The sequence below is a fragment of the Paenibacillus allorhizosphaerae genome (assembly GCF_042659105.1).
Classification (GTDB): Bacteria; Bacillota; Bacilli; order Paenibacillales; family NBRC-103111; genus Paenibacillus_G; species Paenibacillus_G allorhizosphaerae.
The window spans coordinates 147,249-167,189 of record NZ_JBHSRV010000007.1; the positions used below are offsets into that span (position 1 = coordinate 147,249).

The following is a 19,941-nucleotide window of genomic DNA, read 5'->3' on the forward strand; positions in this document are numbered from 1 at the left end:
CCCGCCCATACGATGTGGTGTACCTACGTGAAGGAGGAATTTCATGCTCCGCTTAATGTGCAAAGGTAAAATTCACCGGGCGACCGTGACGGAAGCCCGATTGGATTATGTCGGGAGTATTACGCTGGACGCGCTGCTGATGAAAGAGGCTCATATTAAGCCTTATGAAATGGTACAGATCACGAGTCTCCGCAATGCGACCCGCTGGAAAACATATGCGATCCCCGCTCCCGAAGGGTCGGGCAAAGTGTGCCTGAACGGTCCTCCGGCGCATCTGTTCGAGCCCGGAGATCTCGTCATCGTGCTCAGTCTCGGCTTGTTTGCAGAGCAGGAAATCGACGAATTGAAGCCGTCGGTCGTCTTTGTCGACGCGGACAATCAAATTACAGGGGTGGAGCATCACGATCTGGTCGTTTCCGAACAGGATGCGAAGCTGGACCAAAACGGGTAGGCCGCTCATGCGAGCGGCCTGTTGGTCGTGATATGAAGTTCGGTTCGGTGTCGAAATCGGTCCAATGCGGACGGTTACGCGTACACGTCAAACGGAAAACGATACGGTCCCGCTGCGGATAGCATCCTGTTCGAAAGCAGCAGTTGTATTCCGGACTGCGCGCCCATCAGCAGCTTTCGATCAGGCGCGCGAGCAGCGACGTCCGCGCCGGTATCTCAGCGACGCGCACGTACTCGAGCGGCGAATGCGCATGATCGCCGCGCGCGCCAAGGCCGTCCAGCGTCGGCGTGCCGACGGCTGCCGAGAAGTTGCCGTCGCTGACGCCGCCGGTGGCGGTTTCCTCCAGCGCGATCGCCAGCTCCGTCCGCGCCACATCGCGGGCGAGCGCGTAGAGCGAAGCGATCGCGTCGGTGCGTTCCATCGGGGGCCGCATCATGCCCCCGGTCACTTCGATTTCCGCTCCGGGGAGGAACGGCTTTAGCAGGGCGAATTCCGCCTCGATCCGCCTTGCTTCCTCAAGCGTAGCGACGCGGACGTCAATTTCCGCTTCCGCATGCTCGGCCACGACGTTGCTGCCGATTCCGCCATGAACGACGCCAACATTGACGGTCGTCCCTTGTGCATAATCGGTCATGGCGTGCAGCCGTTGAATCTGGCAAGCCATCTCCAGAATGGCCGATACACCCTTTTGCGGATTCACACCGGCATGGGCGGACACGCCCTTCACCGTCAGCTTGTATCGGCCGCTTCCCTTGCGGGACGTCTTGAGCGCGCCGCTCGGCTCCATCGGCGGCTCCAGCACGAAAGCGGCCGCCGATTGCCGCGCCGTTTGCTCAATAAAATCGCGGGACGTCGGGCTGCCGATCTCTTCGTCGCTGTTGATCAGCAGCACCACCCGTTTGCCTGACGGAAAACGGCCGGCGTCCTGCAGCGCCTTCAGCGCGAACATCGCCTGCAGCAGCCCCGCCTTCATATCGTAGACGCCGGGCCCGTAGGCGTTGCCGTCTTCGATGCGAAACGGCCGCTTGGCCGCTTCGCCCAGCGGCCAAACGGTATCGTAGTGGCCGACGAGCAGCACTTGCTCCGGCCCGTCGCCCACTTCGCACAGCAGCCGGTCCCCGGCGACCGGGTGCGGGACGCGGGTGACGCGCCCCCCGGTCAAGCGGGTAAATTGCTGCGCGTACCAGTCCGCCATTTTGTCGCCCGCTTCCTTGCATTTGGACGGAGAGTCCATATTGACGCTTTCCTCAAGCAAGCGAAGCAGCTCGGGGAGATCGGATTGGATTTGTTCGGTAAGGTTGTATGACATGGTTGCAATGCATCTCCATTAGTGGGACTGCGAATTGGAGCCGAACAGGCGGTCCAAACCATAAACGCGTTCCAAAATAATAATGAATACAAGACTCAGCAAAATGACGACGGACGAAATCGAAGCGACCAAGGGATCGAGCGATTCCTGCATATGGCTGAAAATCGCCAGCGGCAATGTCGTCGTAGACGGGGAAATCAGGAACAACGATACCGTCACGTTGTCAAACGACGTCAGGAAGGCAAAAATCATGCCCGACATGATCGCCGGTTTGAGCAGCGGCATCGTAATATCCCAGAATACATTGATCGGCTTCGCACCCATAATGTAAGCCGCCCGTTCCAGCGTGTAGTCAAAAGAACTGAGCCCCGTCAGCACAAGACGGACGACGTACGGGATGGAAATCAAAATGTGCGCCAGCAGCAGTCCGAAGAACGTACCTGCGATCCCGACCCGCGTAAAGAACAGCAGCACCGCGATCCCGATAATGAGCGCGGGCACCGTCAGCGGCGACAGCAGCAGTCCGTTAATGACGCCGCTGCCGCGGAATTTGTATTTGTGCAGCGCCAGACCGGCCAGCGTGCCAATGATCGTAGAGATGACCGCCGTCAAAGCGGCCAGTTCGAGACTAAAGATGAACGACTCCGTAAATTCGGGGCGGTCGAATATTTTCGCATACCACATGCCGGAGAAACCGACGGGCGGGAACGACAAATATTTGACCGACGTGAAGGAGGTCGGAATGACGACAAGCAGCGGCGAAATGACAAACAGTACGACGATAAACGTAATGGTGCCGAGCAGCCAATTTTTTTTCATCATGAGGAAAACACCTCTTTATACCGCTTCGTTTCCACAAGCTTCGTAAACAAGGTCACAAGCACGACCGTCGACGTCAGCAGCAGGAAAGAAAGCGCGGCGCCCACTTGCCAATTCAGCTGGGTCATAATTTTCTCATAGGCGATGACCGGCAGCACTTTCACCGATGTGCCGCCCATCAAAGCCGGCGTTACGAACGAGCTCATGGACAAGCTGAATACAAGCGTAGATCCGGCCAGCATCCCCGGCAGCGTAAGCGGCACTACGACGGTGAAGAACGTGCGCACTTTGCCGGCGCCGAGAATGCCCGCCGCTTTATAGAGCGAGCCGTCGATCTGGTAAAGGCTAGTTGCGATCGCCAAGATCATATATACGATCAAGGAGTCGGTCAAACCGATGACGACGCCGAGCTCGTTGTACATGAGCCGGATCGGCTTGTCGATCATTCCGAGTTTCAGCAGGGCGTTGTTGACCAGACCCTTTTCCCCGAGAATAATGACCCAACCGAAATTGCGGATGACGACGCTCACCAGGTGCGGGGCGATGATGAGGAACGTGATGAGTCCCCTCATTTTGTTCGACGCCTGCGCCATATACATCGCAACCGGGTAGCCGAGCACGAAGCAGGCGATCACGGTGTACAAGCTCAGCTTCACGGTACGCCATAAGATTTGCAAATAGTACGGGTCTTTCACGAACAGCACGTAATTGTCGAACGTAAGCTGTTCGTGTTTATCCTGAAAGCTAAGCAGTAAAATGTACAGCATCGGAAGCAGAAACACGCCTAACAACACGATAAACGCGGGAGCTAGCAGCAATAAAGCGGTTCGCTTGAAACGGCTACGACCCTGCGTCATTGTCCTTGCCCCTCTCTCGGGAATACGAATACATCTTCTGGCTTCCACTCCAGATAAACCGTTTGGCCCGCTTGCAGAGACACATTATGCTCCACGCTTTGAACGCGTACGGTGACCGAGTAGCGGCCTACCTCGACTTCGCATTCCGTATGCGCTCCGAGGAACGAGGTCAGCTTGACCGTCCCTTTCGTCCGGTTGACGTCTTGCGTCCCGCGGTCGTCGGTATGGAGGGTAATTTTCTCCGGTCTCACATAGATGGATACGTTCGTTTTGGCTGCGATTTGCTTGTCACGGCTATCTCCGAACAGCGTAAAGCCCGCATCCGTTCTCAGCAGCATCCTGCCGTCATACACCTGCTCGACGACGCCCGCCATCCGGTTCGATTTGCCGATGAACGTGTGCACGAATTCGGAGGCCGGACGGTTGTAGATGTCCCACGGCGTCCCGATTTGCTCCACCCTGCCGTGATCAAGCACGACGATCCGGTTGGACAAATAGAGCGCTTCCTCCTGATCGTGCGTAACGAAGATCGTCGTTACCCCGATCTCCTGCTGCAGCCGCTTCATCTCGTCCCGCAATTCCTCGCGCAGCTTCGCGTCAAGGTTGCTGAGCGGTTCGTCAAGCAGCAGCAGGCTAGGCTCGGTGACGAGCGCCCGCGCGATCGCAATCCGCTGGCGCTGCCCGCCGGACAGCTGTTTCGGGTACCGGTCCGAGACGTGGGGAAGCTTGACAAGTTCCAGCACTTTGCCTACCCTCGCGGCGATTTCTGCCTTCGGCACTTTTCGCAGCTTGAGCCCGTACGCGACATTCTCGAAGATGGTCATGTGCGGAAACAGCGAATACGTCTGGAACACCATCCCCAGATCCCGTTTGTTGGATGCTACGCCGTTCATCCGCTTGCCTTTGATGATCAGCTCGCCTTGGTCGGGCTCCAGGAAGCCCGCAATCATATTAAGCGTCGTCGTCTTCCCGCACCCGGATGGGCCGAGGAAGGAGACGCACTCTCCTTGCTCGATTTGCAAATTGAAATGATCCACTACGACGCTCGAGCCAAATTTCTTCTGGATGTTTTTCAGTTCAACGTCTATGTTTTTGCTCACGAGGCATCACCTTATTTTCCGACTTTAGGAGCTACTTCTTTATTGAAACGGTCAAGCCACTCCGGTGTCTTTTGCCCGACAACCTCCAGATCGAAATTGACGACTTTGCTGCGGTCAAAGCTCAGTTTCTTGGCAAGATCATCCGGAAGTTTCACATTTACAGCCGGGTTGTAATACAATTTGCTGCCGTACAGTGTTTGCACTTCGTCCGACAACAGGAAGTCGATGAACAGCTTCGCCGCGTTCGGGTTTTTCGCCCCTTTGACGATCGTCGCTACGTTAGGAACGAGGTTCGCGCCTTCCTTCGGAATGACGAATTCGAGATTGAGGCCCGCATCCTTCTGAACCAGGCTTCGCGCCATGGTCCAGGTCGTGTAAGCCGCCGTCTTGTTCTGCATATCTTGCTGCAATTGAGCAGACGTTTTCGCGAAGGTCGGCATATAGCCTGCGATCGTTTTCAACTTCTCGAAACCAGGGTCCATGTTTTTCTCGGAACCGCCGTTCGCATAGGCGAGCATGATCAAAGCGGAACGTCCGAAGTTGCTCGAAATTTCGGCGATGCTGAGGTTGCCCTTCATCTCCGGCTTCGCCAAGTCGTTCCACGACCCGGGAACCGGCAGTCCTTTCGCTTTTACAATTTCAGCGTTATAGGAAATGCCCATCGGCGTAAAATTGACGGCTACCCCGCTGTTGTCTTTTACTTTCAACTCGGAGCCTACTTTTTTCATATTCGGAATATCTTTGTCTGAAAGCGTATCCCATAATCCTTCTACGCGGCCGCCTTCCTGCTCTCCGCCCTCAATAACCGTAACGTCGATTTGCGGGGATGCTTTTTGCGCCTTTACTTTGGCTACGATTTCAGTGGATACGCCGGATACGTAAGTTAGCTTTACATCGGGATATTTTTCATTGAATTTTTTAAAAATTTCGTCTTTCATCAGCTGTTCTACCGTTGCCCCGTTGCCCGCGACAACTAGCTGTTTCTCCGGTGCGGTGCCCGCCGGCGCCGTACCTCCGGCAGCACCTGCGTTATCGGCCGGTTTCGGAGCGGAGCCGCAGCCCGCAAGCAAAGAGCCGCATAGCGCAGCGACGGAAAGAAGAGTACCCCATTTTTTCATATAAATCCTCCTCAATGTTGTTTAACTGTTCACTATACGTGAACATTGTTTACTATGTGTGAATATGTTAAAATATTAGCACGGGATCGCATGACAGCGCAATAAGTTTTTTGACTCATGTCATATTCTCTTACACGTAAAATTTCATTCTAGGAAAAAAACGGCGTCTGTGGTAAACTACCTTCTAAAAAATGTCATTCGTCCACATGATTTCCCAATGAGTAAGGAGCTAAAATCGGTATGGACAATCATTTATCCTCCGTTAAAAACAGCTGCAGATTGATGAAGGCGTTTCTCGATTCCGAGAAAGAGCTGGGCGTCAGCGAATTGAGCCGCCAGCTTCAGCTCTCGAAGGGAGCCATCCACAAGCTGCTCATGACGCTCGAGAGTGAAGGATTCATTAAACAAAATCCGTCCAACAAACAGTATTCCCTCGGATATACGCTGTTAGAGCTCGGAAACAAGGTTTTGACGAATCACAATTTGGCGGAGTTCGCCAAACCGTTCCTGCACCAGCTGTCGGATGCGACGCAGGAGTTCGTCTGCTTGTGCGCCCGGGATCAATATGAGGCGATCTACGTCGATAAAATCGAATCCAAGTACCCGATTCGGTTCAACGTCGACGCTTATCGCCGCTTTCCGCTCTATGCAACTTCGGCGGCCCGATCGATTCTCGCGTTTCGGGACGAGAGCTTTATCGATCATGTGCTGTCCGAGGACATCCGCACCTTTACGCCGTATTCCATGAAGAAGCCGGATGAAATCAAGGAGCGGCTTGCCCGCATCCGCGAGAACGGCTACGAGGTCAGCTCCAATATGCGGAACGTCGGGGTAACGGGAATTGCGGCGCCGATCTACGATGCGGACGGCTCGGTCAATGCAGCGATCAGCATGATAGGCCCGACCGATCGGGTGCAGCCGCTACTCGATTCGTTCATTCAGCATGTCGTGGCGACGACGCTGGAAATCTCCAATCAGATGGGATATCGCGGGAAATGAAATAAAAAAGCAAGGCTTTTCCTTTGGAAGGAAGCCTTGCTTTTTTCATGCCTGGTTTACCATTCGTTCTACACGGCCTTCGTGGCGAGACCGTACGTAAATGCCGCCTTGCGGACGGCCTCTTCAAAAAGATCGACATCCGGCATGTTCCGGTCTTTAGCGATGCGGACAACTTGATCGATGTCGTAAGCGATGCGGCGAATATGCACGGCGATATCGCGCCCCGTCACATCGATGAGCGCATAGCTCGCACGGTTGTCACCGTCGAACGGCAGGCCGATGCTGCCGCTGTTCACGATCAGCCGGCCGTTTGCGCTCCGCACGAAGGCATGGTGAATATGGCCGTATAGCACCAATTGCGTCGACTCGTCCTTGCGAAGCGCGTCGAGCTCGTCGTTTGCCGCCCACGGCCATGTAATTTTCGCGAGCGAAGCCGGCGAAGCATGGTACAGCTCGGCTTGGATGTTGCCCGCGTGCAGCACGTGCTCCGTCGGCCAATGGCCAACCCAGTGCTGCTCCTCGCTGGAAAGCAGCCGTTGATTATATTGAAGCTGCCTCCGATTCATTTCTTCCTTCGCGTTCTTGGGCACCCATTCCGACGCATCGCGATAGCGCGCAAAATAATGATCGTGATTGCCTTTGATCGAAACTAGAGGATCAAGCGAACGGAGCAAGTCTATGCATTCCGCAGGCTGCGGACCGCGCATGGCCAAGTCCCCCAAAAAAACGAACGCATCCGGGCTTTGCCGGCGCAAATCTTGAGCGACCGCTTCGAACGCTACAGCATTTCCGTGCGTATCCGAGAGTACGGCGAGACGCATGTCGAAACTTCCTTTACGTTATCATATCGGCTTATCCTCTCATTATAACGAATATACGTTCGCCAAACAAGCATTCCCTTTCCGTAACTCAACTTACCCGGATAGGGATGCTCTTCTCAGCGCTTCTTCGTACAAGGCGCTATGCTCTTTCACCCATGGCACCCGATATGCCCGCTCCGGTTCGAATAAGCTCCGCCCGGCCGTTTCATCGGTGCTTCCGAACGCATCCAGCCTGGCTACGGCCGCCGTATAAAATACCATATAGCTGTCGGGATACGGATATTTATAATGCGCCGGCTTCTCGCCAAGCAGCCGGATCTGTTCATAACCGAGCAGCATCGGCGAGCCGATGCTCGCGCCTGTTTCTTCGTACAATTCTCGTTTTACGGCTTCTTCCGGCGTTTCTCCGGGTTCGATGTGTCCACCGGGAATATCCCATCCTCTTTCATGCAGGTGCGTTAATAATAATTGGTCCTGCTGAAATGCGAGTACAAACGCGCAGGTAATTCGCTCGGTATCGGGAAGCCGGCCCGATATTATAAGGCGCGTTTCGTTAGGCAGCGGGATGCCTGCAACATTCTTCCCTTCTCTGACCACAAGCATTTACAACGATTCTCCCTTCTTCCTTTGTGAGTTCGCGTTACATTCGTTAATGCGCAAATGAGGTCACCCTTTTCGTCGTCGCTTGCTCTTCGCCACTATAGACGCTTCACAAACCCTTTTCGTTCCGTACCGCTAAAGCCTTGCCGCTCAAAAAATCGGTGCGCTTCCGCTCGGTACGAGCTGCTGAGCAGCAGCATTTCCGTACAGTCCCGCTCCCTGCAGCATTGTTCCAAATGCCCGAAAAGCTTGTTCCCTACGCCTTTTCCCCTGCTGTTCGGGTCGACTACGACATTCTCGACGAGCGCAAAAGGCCTTTTTCCATACATCGGATCGAGACAAATATGAAGCAGCACCGTCCCGATCACGCGCCCTTCATCGTCGTAAACGACACAATACTGGTTCGGATCGTTCCGAATCTCTTCCAAACGTTCCCCGAGCACATGGATCCGGCCATCATCGGGCAGTAGCAGCCGGTATAAACGTTCGATTTCTGCTGCATCTTTCGCTTCCGCTTCTCTGATCATCCTTGTTTCCTCCACGCTCTGCGATGTGCATTCTTTGATTACAAAATATTATACACCATTACGTTTTCCCAAACGGACAAAACGGGCAATTCGGTTATTTCGGAGAGTGCACGACTGCTAGCGACCGCTCCTTTCGAAAAATGGACAAAAAAGCTTTATTTTAGGCGGAAAATAACATAGCCGGATAAAGATTGCATTCCATCCATTGTGATAATCTGTAACCGTTATTCCGGATAAGGTGGTGTTCGAAGCATGAAATCGATAAAACAACGGATCATCGTCTGCTGCATATTCGCGGCCATTGCCGCCGTGACAGCGGTTTCCTTGATCCAGGACCGCAGGTCGCAGGCCGGCGGCGAGCCGGAAGCGGTACCGGAGCGTTTGCCGGCATTCCCGGGGGCGGAAGGCGCGGGCATGTATACGACGGGCAGCCGCGGCGGAGAAGTGTACGAGGTGACCACGCTCCGCGACGGCGGTCCGGGGTCGTTACGCGACGCTGTCAGCAAAGGCAACCGGACGGTCGTATTCCGCGTATCCGGTACGATCGAGCTGGTTGGCCCGCTTAGTATCAAAGGCTCCAACTTGACCATCGCCGGCCAAACCGCCCCCGGAGACGGCATCACGATTGCCAAATACGAAACGAATATTGACGCGGACAACGTCATGATCCGTTACCTTCGATTCCGCCTCGGGGATACGTCCAAGCGGGAAGCCGACGCTTTCGGCGGACGAGGCCGGCGCGACATCGTCATCGATCATTGCTCGACGAGCTGGGCGGTGGATGAAGTGCTGTCCGCCTATGCCATCCGCAACCTGACGGTGCAGTGGTCCCTGCTCGGGGAAAGCTTGACGATGTCGGTACATCAGAAGGGCGCGCACGGATACGGCGGCATATGGGGCGGGCAAAACGTTACGTTCCACCACAATCTGATCGTGCATAATTCCAGCCGAAACCCGCGATTCCCCGGAGAAACGCCGGTGAAGGACAATTTGATCGACTTCCGCAACAACGTCATTTACAACTGGGGATTTAAAGCGTCGTACGGCGGAGAAAACGCTCGCGTGAATGCGGTCGGAAACTATTACAAATGGGGGCCGGATACGAGAGAACGCGCGAAGCAATTCATGCTCGACCCGGCGGGACCGGGAGGACAATGGTATGTCGCCGGCAATTACATTGACGGCTTCCCGGAAGGGACCGCCAATAACTGGAATGCCGTATCCGGCGCGGACGCTTCCATGGTGAAGCTGACACAGCCGATCCCGTTCGAGCATGAAGTGAAGACGCAGACGGCGGACGAAGCCTATGAGACTGTGCTTCAACAGGCGGGGGCGATCGTGCCCCGGCGCGACGCGGTCGACGCGAGGCTTGTGGCCGATGTCCGAAACAGGACCGGCCGGCAAATCAATTCGCAGGCCGAGGTTGGCGGTTTTCGGAAAAGCGAACCGGCGGAAGCGCCGCTCGACTCCGACCATGACGGTATGCCGGACAGCTGGGAGAAGGCACAAAGGCTCGATTCTAATAACCCAGACGACCGGAACCGGATCGGCAAAGGCGGCTACACGATGCTGGAAAACTACTTGAACTCGATTGCGGGCAATGTGGCGAATCCATCCGTCGTCCTCACCTCCCCCAAGGTGAATACGATCTACGGGGGGAATGCGGACATCGCGATCGAAGCCGACGTAAAGCCGGTATCCGGCGCGAAGATTCGCAAAGTGGAGTTTTACGACAATGACGTGAAGCTCGGCGAATCTGCCGCAGCGCCTTATCGCTTCACCTGGAAAGCGGTTCCTGACGGCACGCACTTCCTCTCCGCTTACGTGGTGGATGACAAGGGAATGGCGGCACAATCCACTGCGGTGCCCGTTCATGTGAATAAGGCGACGGATCTCGAGGGATGGCACACGGCAGATATCGGACAGCCCGGTATCCAAGGATTCGCGTCGCTGAGGGAAGGCCGCTTTACGCTGAAATCGGCCGGAAAGTTGGAGGGCAAATCCGACGCCTTCCGGTTCGTATACCGTACAATGGAGGGGGATGGCGATATCATCGCCAAGGTGGAAGCGATCACAGCCGTAGCTGAGGGAACGGGGGCCGGCGTCATGATTCGGGCAGGGCTTGAGCCTGAGGCGGCCGCGGCGATGATGCGAATCTCTTACATCAAGTCGGGCACGGGTGGAGCCTTTGCAGCGCGCACGACCGCGGCAGCCGACCTGAAATCGATGGAAAGCAAGGACGGCACGTTCCCATATTGGGTGAAGCTGAGCCGGCGCTGGGAGACGGTGACAGGCTACATGTCGCATGACGGGCAGGAATGGAAGCCGTACGGAACGGCCGACGTGAAGCTTGGCGGCACCGTATACGTCGGTTTGGCGGCGGATGCCGTGAAGACGAGCAACCAAATCGATAACTATACGGTCGCCACCCTATCCAACGTTTCCATCGTGAACAAATAAGCTACGGCACTAGGCAAAGGAGCCCCGCTGTACAAAGTCGAGCAACATGTGATGCAATCGATCGGGTCCGGCATGCAGACGATCATTGCCGTTTGTTCTACGGCGGGCCCGGCCTTGTACACTGTTTTTTTCGCAACCAGCAGGCAGCGGCTTTAACCTTTGGGCTCAGCGTCGTCCGCCCAGCTTAACACAGCCTCCAGCGTTTTTTTCAACTGCTCCGCTCGATACAACTCCGGCTTGGCCTTCACTAACGCAAACTCCTCACTTATATGCCGCATGAAATCATCCTGCAGCCTTTCGATCTGATCCGCAGTCAGCGCGTACAAATATTCCGGTACATGTTCATAAGACAAGTGCCATTCCCGTTGTTCAAGAAACGTTAACGATCCGTTTTGATACCATTGTTTGACGTGAGCTTTCAAATCAGCTGCGATCGATTCATCGTTGCCCGACATCGCATGCAGCCGTCCGGAGGCGATCAAAAGCCGGTATCTGGACATGTTCTCGTCCGGCTGCGCAGACGGAAGCTCGTAAAAACGTAGCGATGGATCCAGCATCGCCACGTAGACGCCGGAACCCGCCTGCCCGGGATGAAACTGCAGTCTGACCGCCGCATGCGCCATCTGCTTAAGCAAACCGAGCGCCTCGGCCAGCACCTGCTTGCCCACGGGGCCGACAAAAAACAAATGCTGCTTGCCCGCACGTATTTCCGCGCGGTCTATCGCTTCATGCAGTTCGTCCTCAAGCAGTTCTTTACCATATGCCGCCCACCGGTCCATGCGATCGGTAAGCATCTTGCTTAGACCAAACTCTCTGCGGATGATACCGCGGATGTCGATCCCGCCGCCGCCATTGACGACATCGAATAGATCAAGCAGAAACTTCTCCAGATGTTTCGCTTTTTTGACCGCGCCTATCGCTTCTTGCGGGACGGTGTATACGGCGGCTTCTTCTTTTTGTTTCAACTCGGCGATCAATCGATTCAGCTCCTGAAGCATTGCTTGCTGCATCCTGTTCCCACCCTTCCTGCATTATGATTCCATCTTCGGGCCCATTTCAGTCCATTCCACGACACAACTACGCAGGCCGTTATTGTCGCAGCAAAAACCCCGACACAACCGCTGCCGATTTGGAATTGAATGATCGACGTACCATTTTTTAAATATTCCTTGACAGGAATATTCCTTTAAGGATATACTCCAATCATAGATATAAAACGTTTCCGCTTAGAGCGTAAAACAAGCAAAAAAACGTTCCATCTAACAAGCAGCAGGAACGACGTCAAAAGGAAGCGAGTCCGGCATATGCTCCAGGCTTGCTGTGAACAATGAATATCAAATCCATATGGGAGGAATTGAGTCATGACGGCAGGAAAAGCGACAAGCAATACGGTCACGGAGGTACAGGATCGGGAGCTCATCATTAAGAGGGTATTTCAATCTCCACGCGAGGCGGTGTACAACGTTTGGACGAATCCGGATCATTTGCCGCATTGGTGGGGACCCAGGGGGTTCACGCTTTCGGTGAGCGAAATTGATGTTAGACCGGGCGGCGTCTGGCGCTACGTGATGCACGGTCCCGACGGTACCGACTATGACAACAAAATCACGTACCGCGAGGTGGAACGGCCCGAACGGCTTGTGTACTCCCATGGCGACGGCGAAGACGATGAACAATTTCGCGTGACCGTAACGTTCGCGGAACAGGGCCAAACGACCGAACTGACGATGCGGATGCAGTTCAAGTCGGCAGCGGAGCTGGAGAAAGTCGTCAAGGAATACGGGGCTATTGAAGGAGCCAAACAGACGCTAGATCGCTTGGAAGAACAACTCGCGCGCATTTAAGAAATTACGGAAGATCAAACTATTTAGGAGGATGATGTGTCATGAGAAAAATAAACATTTTGTATTGGGTTTTCACGGCGCCCTTCGCGGCGTTCATGTTTCTGGGAGCGATCCCGAATCTGATGTCCGCCCCGGACTCCACTGCTATATTCGACCATTTGGGGTATCCCGCTTACTTGCTGCCTTTTCTCGGGGTGGCCAAAATTTTAGGTTCCTTGGCGATCGTTGTCCCCGGGTTTCCGAGATTGAAGGAATGGGCTTACGCCGGCTTGGTATTCGATTTGACGGGTGCGATGTATTCCGTCATTTCGGTTGGCGACCCGGCCAGCAGCTGGATATTTTTCGTACTCTTTTACTTTTTTGCTGCCGGCTCCTATATGTTTTATCACAGAAAACGCAAAGGAGTTTCATCCGGCAATGCCGAATTCATGGGTAACTCAACCGTACCGTCCATTGGAAAAACCGTAAATTAGGAGGAATGAATCATGTCCGAAAACAAAGCAGCAGCCAGCGCAGCAAACGAATTGGTGATTACCCGCACGTTCGATGCGCCTCGCGATCTCGTTTTTCAAGTTTGGACGGACGAAAAGCACTTGAAGCATTGGTGGGGCCCGACAGGCTTTACGTTTACTTCCGCCAAGCTGGATCTTCGTCCTGGCGGCATCTTTCACTACAGTATGGTTTCTCCGGAAGGGGATGTATTGTGGGGCAAATTCACGTTTTATGAAATCGAAGCGCCGGAGAAGCTTGTGTTCGCCAACAGCTTCTCCGATCCGGAGGGCAACACGGTAAGACCTCCCTTTAGCGAGTCTTTTCCGCTCGAAGTGATGAATTCATTCACGTTCGCGGAGCAGGACGGCAGAACGATCATAACGATGCGGGGACGTCCTTACAACGCAACGGAGGAAGAAGTCCGATTCTTCGGTTCGATGCACGAGTCCATGCATCTAGGATTTGGCGGAACGTTCGACCAACTCGACGCGTACCTGGCCAGTCTCTAGCAGCGAGCAGCCGTTAACGGAATCCCCTTGTCCTATACGTCGCGGCCAATTATCCGAAACCACACCGGTTATCGATGGTTTGCTGCGGCGCCCGGCGAAGGGGATTTTGCTTTTACCATCGCTCGGCACGAAACTGGTTGGCAGCGTACTCCCCAATGCGTCTGCGGGTGGCCGGCGACGTGTCTTCGGGCAAATCGTCCAACGCAAAAAAACGCAGCTCCGCAATCTCCGCATCCGTCTTGGCACGGGCGATCGCGGAAAATTCAGTAATTTCGAATAGGGCGATATGATCGATCTTCCCTTCATTCCGGCTGAAATAAAGCTGAAGCAGCTTCGGACGAACCGCTTCCAATCCGCATTCCTCCGCCACTTCGCGAATGATCGCTTGTTGAAAGCTCTCCCCTCGCTTGACCCCGCCGCCCGGCAAGTACCAGCCCTCCACGTACGTCTGACGAATCAACAAAATATTGCCGTCTTGCCTAATGATCGCTCGGGAGCCCATTGTAACCGGACGCCTTATTTTCCAATACATGCGAGCTAACCGGTACAACCACTTTTGCAGTGCCATCCGAGCACCTCCACCGCCTTTCCTACCATTTTACGACAATAGATCATGCAAATAGAGCGGATACGTTAGCGTAGTCCCATGTCCGCCGCTGCGGTTCCACTGGTATAACGATAGGCTCGTGACGCATAGTCCACAAGGTAATTTTTGGATATATTTATTTTCGATTTGCGCTACGAAATCAGCTTCGTCTGCTTCGCCTTCTTGGATACGCGTTCCGTGTAGCCGCTGAGCGGCTTTTTGAGCGCCAGGGCGACAATGCAGCAGATCGCAATAAAACCGAGCAAAAACAAAATGTCCTTAACGACAACGCCGGGCAGCATGCCGCCGACCGCCTCGCGCAAAAGTCCGACTGCATACGTAAACGGCACGATCGGGTTCAGCTTTTGAAAAAAAGGCGCCGACGTGCTGACCGGGAACGTACCGCCCGAGCTTGAAAATTGCAGCACCAGAAAAATAATCGCCAGTCCTTTGCCGATATTGCCGAAAACGGACACGAGCGTATACGTAATCGTCACGAATACCGCGCTGATTAAAAAAGCAAACAGCACGAAGCCGATTTTGCTCACGACATACGTCCCGAGAATGAAGAAATCGCCGAGCGAAACGATGAGCGCCTGAAAAAAGCCGATCGTCAAAAATATGCACATTCTTCCGAAATAGACCTCATGACTTTTATATATGCGTTCCGTGTCCTCCACATCCACTCTCATTAACGATACGAGCAGCATCGCTCCGACCCACAATGAGAGCGTCGTATAAAAGGGCGACATCGCCGAGCCGTAATTCGGAATCGGGAACTTCTTGATTTCCTTGATCAGCACCGGGTCGGCCAGAAAGTCGCTTTCCCGCCCGGTATCGCTGCGCAGCCAATCGAGCAGCTCGTCGATGTTGTTCTGTCCCTCCAGCCTTCTGATCTGATCGGCCGCCTTGTGCACAGCCGCTTCGAAAGCGGGCAAATCGTCTCGTACAAAATCCGCCACCTGATGCACTGCGCCTTCCACATCCGCGAAATGCGTCCGGTACAGGTCAGAAATTTTGCGCAGTTCCTCCTCCGCGGCCGGCAAATCGATGCGCACGAAATCGGCCGCTTGATGCAGTTTTTGCTCCACGCGAGGCAAATCGTCGCGAACGAATGCTGCGGCCGCATTCACCGCCTGCGTCACTTCGTTCATTTTCTGCTGAAGCGAAACGGAAGCGTCGTGTATTCGCGCTCGGATTTGCGGCATCTCGCCCTGGAGCGCATCCAGTCCCGTTTGGGCAAAACGAATCCCTTGCTGCGCATCTTGCAAGATTGCTTTCATATCCGGAATTTTCGCTTTAACCGTCTGCAGCACATCGGAGGCGTTTTGCGCGACGGACTGAATCTGATTCAGCGCTTTCTTCATATTCGGCACGATTTCCGTGTCGTAGCGGGAGAGCAAATCGCCGAGGATCGCGCTCGCTTCCCGGGACAGTGTGTTCAGCCGGTCGATGAGCGCCTTAGCCGGCTGCTCCCCCCGCTCCAGCGCCGCTGCCACCGTCTGCATCGTTTGCGCCAGCCCCGTCAAATTTGTGCGCACCGCGCCGAGCCGCTCAATGGCATGGTTTAACGGGGCTGCGGGCAAATATGCGTTCAGCCTCGTGAACAAATCGATCATCCCGTCCGCGATGCGGGCCGCTCCCGATGCCCGGTCCGCGGCAAACGTGAGTGCGGCGATTACCGGCTTCGGATCGATGTTCGCGTTTTGCAGCAGCGCCGTTATTTGCTGGACCGCATCCGCTGTCTGCTGCAGCAACATTAAGTTTTGCCGGATGACCGGAATCAGCGCCTCGAATGCGGCGTTATTGTTTTGCAGAAAGCGGCTCAGCTGATCGGCAAAAGCGCCCCCGTCTGCGGCAATCGCCTCGATCTTCGGGATCATGGCAAGCGCTGTATCAACGATTTCATTCGCTTTGCGGGTGTCTTCGATGGCCTTGTTCAATGCCGCCTCCACTTGATCGAAATGTTGATCGAGCTCGGTCACGCGGCCGGCCACGCGCTGAATGTCGGGCAGCTTTTCTTGAAGCAGCAGCACATCCTGCGCCGCTTCATTTATTTTCGGCCAACGCTCCTCGAGCTTCAGCAGCGTTTTGCCCGCTTGGTCGATCTCGGGAATACGCTGCTCCAGCTCTACGATTTTATCCGCTTTCTCGCGAATCTGCGGCAGCTTTTTCTCCACGTCGAGCGCTTTGCTTCCGATCGCCTCGATATCGGGCAAACGCTTCTCCAGCTCCAAAATCCGGCTTTCGATGCGGCGAATCGTCGGCAGCTGCTGTTCGAACTCCATCCCCAGCTCCTTCATACGGGCCAGCACCGTCTCGCTCACGGTCCGGATCAAATTTTCGCTGATTTGCGCGGTCACGTTGGTTGCGCCTTTTTCCGTAATTTTCGGAGCGACTGCATTCAGCTTTTCGTTCACGGTGTATATGATTTCCGGCTTCTGCGCATTTCCGCTGACACTGCTGGCGATCTTTTGCGAAAAATCGGCCGGAATGAGCAAACTGGCGTAATATCGGCCGCGCTCGACGCCTTCCAGCGCTTCGTTCTCATCCACGAACGTCCAGCCGAGCTGGTGGTTTTTTTTCAAGCTTTCCACGACTTCATTGCCGATATTGAACGGTTTATTTTGAAACGCCGCCCCTTCGTCAAGACTGGTTACGGCAATTTTAATGCCCGACGTATTGCTGTACGGGTCCCACATCGCGAAGAGATTAATCCAGGCGTACACCGACGGCAGCACGGCGAGTGCAATCATGAGCAGAAGTCCGGTAGGCACGCGGGCAATATTGCGCAAATCCGTTATATAAATGCTGTATACTTTTTTCATTCCACACGCTCCTGCATCCGGTCGGCGGCCGGCTAATCTTGTCATTGCATCTTAATTTGTCCTTGTCTATTCTTTCCCATTCTGTAGGAGGAGACTGACACCGCGGCCGTTTTACGGGTGAGAGCCGGGCCACTTTCCATACGAATTCGGGCGGCCATGATTGCGGTAACAAATAAGCCCGTCTACCGTACGCATCGCGCGTTCGGTGACGGGCTCAAGCTCACATCCATTTCGCCGAGGCCGCTTCTGCAAGCAGCCCCGGCTATGAATTGATTGAATAACTACGATTCAATGAAGCTTCTCTACTTGCACCCTGCCTGAGAAAAAGGTGGCTCCTCCGCCCATATCCGCCACCCGTTCCGGCGTCAGCGCGTTAACCAGACTTTTGCGTCCCGGCGCGTCCGCCCACAGCCCTTGACTCACGACTACGCCGGGCAGCACATCGTCGCCCGCGGCGGCGGTAAGCTCGCACTCGCCCCGGTGGTTCCATACCCGCACCCGGTCGCCGCTTGCAATGCCGAGCGCTGTGGCGTCCGCCGCGTTCATGTGCAGTCGTAGCGTTTTCTCCATGCGGGCGTGCTTCTCGTTGTGAGCGAACGTTGAATTCAAGAAATTATGATTCGGCCCGGGGATAAACAGAAACGGAAGATCGCCTTCTTCTTCGGCAAGCGGCGTGTACGTCGGCAGCGGCGTGTATCCTTTGCGCTCCATCTGCTTCGAATACAGCTCGATCTTCCCGCTAGGCGTCCGCAAGGTGCCGGGGAATAGCGGCTTCACCTTCCCTTTGAGGAATTGCTTCTCCGCGAGCCGCTCGTAAGTCATCCCTTCGAGCACCGGATTGCCGGGATGATCCAGCGCCTGACGAATCATGTCTTCCTCCGTGTCCAGGAACGCCTGTTCTTCGAAGCCCATGGCGCGCGCCAGCAGGCGGAACACTTCCACGTTGGACTTGCTTTCGGCGTACGGCTCGATCACCGGCTGCTGTATGTGTACGTAATGATGCCAGTACGAGCGGTATAAGTCCGTATTTTCGAACGACGAAGTGGCCGGCAGCACGATATCCGCATACTTCGCCGTCTCGGTCAGGAACAGGTCGTGCACGACCGTAAACAAATCTTCCCGCACCAATCCTTGTCTTACTTTATTCGCGCTCGGCGCGACGACCGCCGGATTGGAATTGTAGACGTACAGTGACCGGATCGGGGGCTCCAGCTCCAGCAAAGCGCTGCCGAGCAAATTCATATTGATCCGCCGCGTGCTTTTCTTCATCAAGTTTGGGCGCTGCAAAGCGGCTACGTTATGCTCCAAGTAAGCGCTGTTCCCTTTGATCGCGCCGCCGCCTTTGTGCAGCCACGCTCCGGTGAGCGCCGGCAGACACGCGATCGTCCTGACGCACATCCCCCCGTTGTCATGGTGCTGCGGGCCGTTGCCGATCCGGATAAAGGATGGCGAGATCGTGCCGTACATGCGAGCCAGACGGTACAAATCATCGACAGGCACGCCAGTAATCGCGGAAACCGTATGCGGATCGTATGCGCGGACATGGTCGCGAAGCTCCTCGTAACCGACGGTATATTCGCGAAGAAACGATTCGTTCGTCAACTGTTCCGCAAACAAGATGTGCATGAGCCCCAGTGCAAGCGCCGTATCCGTGCCCGGCCGCACCGGAATAAACCAGTCCGCCCATCGTCCGGTCTGATTTTTGTGGACGTCGATGACGACTATCGTCGCCCCGTTTTTGCGCGCCTGCTCCGCGAGCATGACCTGATGCATATTCGTGCTTACGGCGTTGATGCCCCACAAGATGAACAGCTTGGCGTGAACGGTTTCTTCCGGGTCGGTTCCATAACTGGCGCCCATCGTATACTTGTAGCCTTCGGTGCCGGCCGCTTCGCAAATCGTATACATCAGGCGGCTTGCCCCCAGCCGGTGAAAAAACCGCCGGTCCATCCCTTCCGTACCGAGCCGGCCCATGTTGCCGTAAAAGCTGTAAGGGAGAATCGATTCCGACCCGTCGTCGGCAATCAGCTTCTTCCAGCGGGACGTGATCGTATCGATCGCTTCCTCCCACGTAATCCGCTCGAATCGGTCTCCGCCTTTCTCGCCGACCCGCTTCATCGGGTAGCGAAGCCGCTTCGCATCGTAAATTCGCTCGGCCATATGCCTCACTTTGTTGCAGATCGCCCCTTGCGTAACCGGATGCGCAGGGTCGCCTTCTATTTTTACAATCGTTCCCGCTTCTTTATGAACCAACAACCCGCACTGGTCCGGGCAATCCAGAGAACAGACGGCCGGAACAATCCCGGTTTGCCGGTCGATAAACGTATGATTCATGGTGCCGCTTCCCCCTATCCAACACTTCCGACATACCCACATCATAGTGAAAGGACATAAACAAAACAAGAGTCGCATGCAATATTTTGTTAAAGCCGTAACGGCGCCGCCAGCGCGTGAAGTTGTGTTATACTGGGAGCATCATGCATCATGAAGCACGGCTCACCGGATCGATGAAAACGCTGGGACAAAAGAAGCTCGTCTGGGTAGCGGAGGTTTAAATACGCGCTTCGGCGCTTCAATATAGGTAATCTTTTTTACTTTTTCAATAAGGAAGTGCAGCTCTG

Annotated in this window: 18 protein-coding genes; 6 read left to right on the plus strand and 12 right to left on the minus strand. The window is 54.9% G+C overall.

Annotated elements, in window-relative coordinates; genetic code table 11:
- Positions 1–43: 43 nt before the first annotated feature.
- A complete protein-coding gene (gene panD / locus ACFQI7_RS23860) occupies positions 44–451 on the plus strand; it encodes an aspartate 1-decarboxylase (protein WP_218100064.1) in 408 nt (135 codons plus the stop codon).
- A gap of 166 nt (positions 452–617) precedes the next feature.
- On the opposite strand, the gene ACFQI7_RS23865 is transcribed toward panD, so the two are convergent.
- Genes ACFQI7_RS23865 through ACFQI7_RS23885 form a run of 5 tightly spaced genes read right to left on the minus strand, consistent with a single transcriptional unit; the run spans position 618 to position 5,654 of the window.
- Positions 618–1,760, minus strand: a complete 1,143-nt coding sequence (locus ACFQI7_RS23865; protein WP_218100065.1) for a M20 family metallopeptidase — start codon at positions 1,758–1,760, stop codon at positions 618–620.
- Between the two features lie 18 nt (positions 1,761–1,778).
- A complete protein-coding gene (locus ACFQI7_RS23870) occupies positions 1,779–2,579 on the minus strand; it encodes an ABC transporter permease (protein ID WP_218100188.1) in 801 nt (266 codons plus the stop codon).
- On the minus strand, positions 2,579–3,436 hold the full coding sequence (locus tag ACFQI7_RS23875) for an ABC transporter permease (RefSeq protein ID WP_218100066.1): 858 nt from the start codon (positions 3,434–3,436) through the stop codon (positions 2,579–2,581). Before ACFQI7_RS23875 ends, ACFQI7_RS23870 begins: the two co-directional genes overlap by 1 nt.
- Complete coding sequence (locus ACFQI7_RS23880) at positions 3,433–4,536, minus strand: ABC transporter ATP-binding protein (RefSeq protein WP_218100067.1); 1,104 nt, start codon at positions 4,534–4,536, stop codon at positions 3,433–3,435. The genes ACFQI7_RS23875 and ACFQI7_RS23880 overlap by 4 nt, the downstream gene beginning before the upstream one ends.
- 11 nt (positions 4,537–4,547) lie before the next feature.
- A complete protein-coding gene (locus ACFQI7_RS23885; RefSeq protein ID WP_218100068.1) occupies positions 4,548–5,654 on the minus strand; it encodes an ABC transporter substrate-binding protein in 1,107 nt (368 codons plus the stop codon).
- 240 nt (positions 5,655–5,894) lie between these two features.
- Here ACFQI7_RS23885 and ACFQI7_RS23890 point away from each other — a divergent pair, with 240 nt between their 5' ends.
- Positions 5,895–6,653: an IclR family transcriptional regulator gene (locus ACFQI7_RS23890; protein ID WP_218100069.1), complete on the plus strand. Its 759-nt coding sequence runs from the start codon at positions 5,895–5,897 to the stop codon at positions 6,651–6,653.
- Positions 6,654–6,721: 68 nt separating this feature from the next.
- On the opposite strand, the gene ACFQI7_RS23895 is transcribed toward ACFQI7_RS23890, so the two are convergent.
- From ACFQI7_RS23895 to ACFQI7_RS23905, 3 genes are all read right to left on the minus strand, one after another.
- Positions 6,722–7,474, minus strand: coding sequence for a metallophosphoesterase family protein (locus ACFQI7_RS23895; protein WP_218100070.1), 753 nt, complete (start codon positions 7,472–7,474; stop codon positions 6,722–6,724).
- 93 nt (positions 7,475–7,567) lie between these two features.
- Positions 7,568–8,077 (minus strand): NUDIX domain-containing protein, encoded by a 510-nt coding sequence (locus ACFQI7_RS23900; RefSeq protein ID WP_218100071.1) that lies wholly within the window; start codon positions 8,075–8,077, stop codon positions 7,568–7,570.
- A 95-nt stretch (positions 8,078–8,172) separates the two neighbouring features.
- Complete coding sequence (locus tag ACFQI7_RS23905) at positions 8,173–8,601, minus strand: GNAT family N-acetyltransferase (protein ID WP_218100072.1); 429 nt, start codon at positions 8,599–8,601, stop codon at positions 8,173–8,175.
- A gap of 252 nt (positions 8,602–8,853) precedes the next feature.
- Between ACFQI7_RS23905 and ACFQI7_RS23910 the strand changes: the two genes are divergently transcribed.
- Positions 8,854–11,061, plus strand: a complete 2,208-nt coding sequence (locus ACFQI7_RS23910) for an Ig-like domain-containing protein (RefSeq protein WP_218100073.1) — start codon at positions 8,854–8,856, stop codon at positions 11,059–11,061.
- Between the two features lie 152 nt (positions 11,062–11,213).
- Here ACFQI7_RS23910 and ACFQI7_RS23915 read toward each other — a convergent pair whose 3' ends face one another.
- Positions 11,214–12,071, minus strand: a complete 858-nt coding sequence (locus tag ACFQI7_RS23915) for a hypothetical protein (protein ID WP_218100074.1) — start codon at positions 12,069–12,071, stop codon at positions 11,214–11,216.
- Positions 12,072–12,422: 351 nt separating this feature from the next.
- Between ACFQI7_RS23915 and ACFQI7_RS23920 the strand changes: the two genes are divergently transcribed.
- Genes ACFQI7_RS23920 through ACFQI7_RS23930 form a run of 3 tightly spaced genes read left to right on the plus strand, consistent with a single transcriptional unit; the run spans position 12,423 to position 13,906 of the window.
- A complete protein-coding gene (locus ACFQI7_RS23920; protein ID WP_218100075.1) occupies positions 12,423–12,905 on the plus strand; it encodes an SRPBCC family protein in 483 nt (160 codons plus the stop codon).
- A 41-nt stretch (positions 12,906–12,946) separates the two neighbouring features.
- Entirely contained in the window at positions 12,947–13,378 is a 432-nt protein-coding gene (locus tag ACFQI7_RS23925; RefSeq protein ID WP_218100076.1) for a DoxX family protein, read from the plus strand.
- 12 nt (positions 13,379–13,390) lie between these two features.
- On the plus strand, positions 13,391–13,906 hold the full coding sequence (locus tag ACFQI7_RS23930; protein WP_218100077.1) for an SRPBCC family protein: 516 nt from the start codon (positions 13,391–13,393) through the stop codon (positions 13,904–13,906).
- Between the two features lie 112 nt (positions 13,907–14,018).
- Here ACFQI7_RS23930 and ACFQI7_RS23935 read toward each other — a convergent pair whose 3' ends face one another.
- The 3 genes from ACFQI7_RS23935 to ACFQI7_RS23945 all read right to left on the minus strand — a co-directional run bounded on the left by ACFQI7_RS23935 (position 14,019) and on the right by ACFQI7_RS23945 (position 19,654).
- The gene (locus ACFQI7_RS23935; protein WP_218100078.1) at positions 14,019–14,474 is read right to left on the minus strand and encodes an NUDIX domain-containing protein; all 456 of its coding nucleotides are present in this window, start codon (positions 14,472–14,474) and stop codon (positions 14,019–14,021) included.
- 170 nt (positions 14,475–14,644) lie between these two features.
- Positions 14,645–17,320, minus strand: a complete 2,676-nt coding sequence (locus ACFQI7_RS23940; RefSeq protein WP_218100079.1) for a YhgE/Pip domain-containing protein — start codon at positions 17,318–17,320, stop codon at positions 14,645–14,647.
- A 288-nt stretch (positions 17,321–17,608) separates the two neighbouring features.
- Positions 17,609–19,654, minus strand: coding sequence for a molybdopterin oxidoreductase family protein (locus ACFQI7_RS23945; protein WP_218100080.1), 2,046 nt, complete (start codon positions 19,652–19,654; stop codon positions 17,609–17,611).
- Between the last annotated feature and the right edge of the window lie 287 nt (positions 19,655–19,941).

What these genes read in the sequence shown, in the direction of transcription:
- panD (WP_218100064.1), top strand. Translation starts at nt 44, where the DNA reads ATGCTCCGCTTAATGTGCAAAGGTAAAATTCACCGGGCGACCGTGACG.
- ACFQI7_RS23865 (WP_218100065.1), bottom strand. Translation starts at nt 1,760, where the DNA reads ATGTCATACAACCTTACCGAACAAATCCAATCCGATCTCCCCGAGCTG.
- ACFQI7_RS23870 (WP_218100188.1), bottom strand. Translation starts at nt 2,579, where the DNA reads ATGAAAAAAAATTGGCTGCTCGGCACCATTACGTTTATCGTCGTACTG.
- ACFQI7_RS23875 (WP_218100066.1), bottom strand. Translation starts at nt 3,436, where the DNA reads ATGACGCAGGGTCGTAGCCGTTTCAAGCGAACCGCTTTATTGCTGCTA.
- ACFQI7_RS23885 (WP_218100068.1), bottom strand. Translation starts at nt 5,654, where the DNA reads ATGAAAAAATGGGGTACTCTTCTTTCCGTCGCTGCGCTATGCGGCTCT.
- ACFQI7_RS23890 (WP_218100069.1), top strand. Translation starts at nt 5,895, where the DNA reads ATGGACAATCATTTATCCTCCGTTAAAAACAGCTGCAGATTGATGAAG.
- ACFQI7_RS23895 (WP_218100070.1), bottom strand. Translation starts at nt 7,474, where the DNA reads ATGCGTCTCGCCGTACTCTCGGATACGCACGGAAATGCTGTAGCGTTC.
- ACFQI7_RS23900 (WP_218100071.1), bottom strand. Translation starts at nt 8,077, where the DNA reads ATGCTTGTGGTCAGAGAAGGGAAGAATGTTGCAGGCATCCCGCTGCCT.
- ACFQI7_RS23905 (WP_218100072.1), bottom strand. Translation starts at nt 8,601, where the DNA reads ATGATCAGAGAAGCGGAAGCGAAAGATGCAGCAGAAATCGAACGTTTA.
- ACFQI7_RS23910 (WP_218100073.1), top strand. Translation starts at nt 8,854, where the DNA reads ATGAAATCGATAAAACAACGGATCATCGTCTGCTGCATATTCGCGGCC.
- ACFQI7_RS23915 (WP_218100074.1), bottom strand. Translation starts at nt 12,071, where the DNA reads ATGCAGCAAGCAATGCTTCAGGAGCTGAATCGATTGATCGCCGAGTTG.
- ACFQI7_RS23920 (WP_218100075.1), top strand. Translation starts at nt 12,423, where the DNA reads ATGACGGCAGGAAAAGCGACAAGCAATACGGTCACGGAGGTACAGGAT.
- ACFQI7_RS23925 (WP_218100076.1), top strand. Translation starts at nt 12,947, where the DNA reads ATGAGAAAAATAAACATTTTGTATTGGGTTTTCACGGCGCCCTTCGCG.
- ACFQI7_RS23930 (WP_218100077.1), top strand. Translation starts at nt 13,391, where the DNA reads ATGTCCGAAAACAAAGCAGCAGCCAGCGCAGCAAACGAATTGGTGATT.
- ACFQI7_RS23935 (WP_218100078.1), bottom strand. Translation starts at nt 14,474, where the DNA reads ATGGCACTGCAAAAGTGGTTGTACCGGTTAGCTCGCATGTATTGGAAA.
- ACFQI7_RS23940 (WP_218100079.1), bottom strand. Translation starts at nt 17,320, where the DNA reads ATGAAAAAAGTATACAGCATTTATATAACGGATTTGCGCAATATTGCC.
- ACFQI7_RS23945 (WP_218100080.1), bottom strand. Translation starts at nt 19,654, where the DNA reads ATGAATCATACGTTTATCGACCGGCAAACCGGGATTGTTCCGGCCGTC.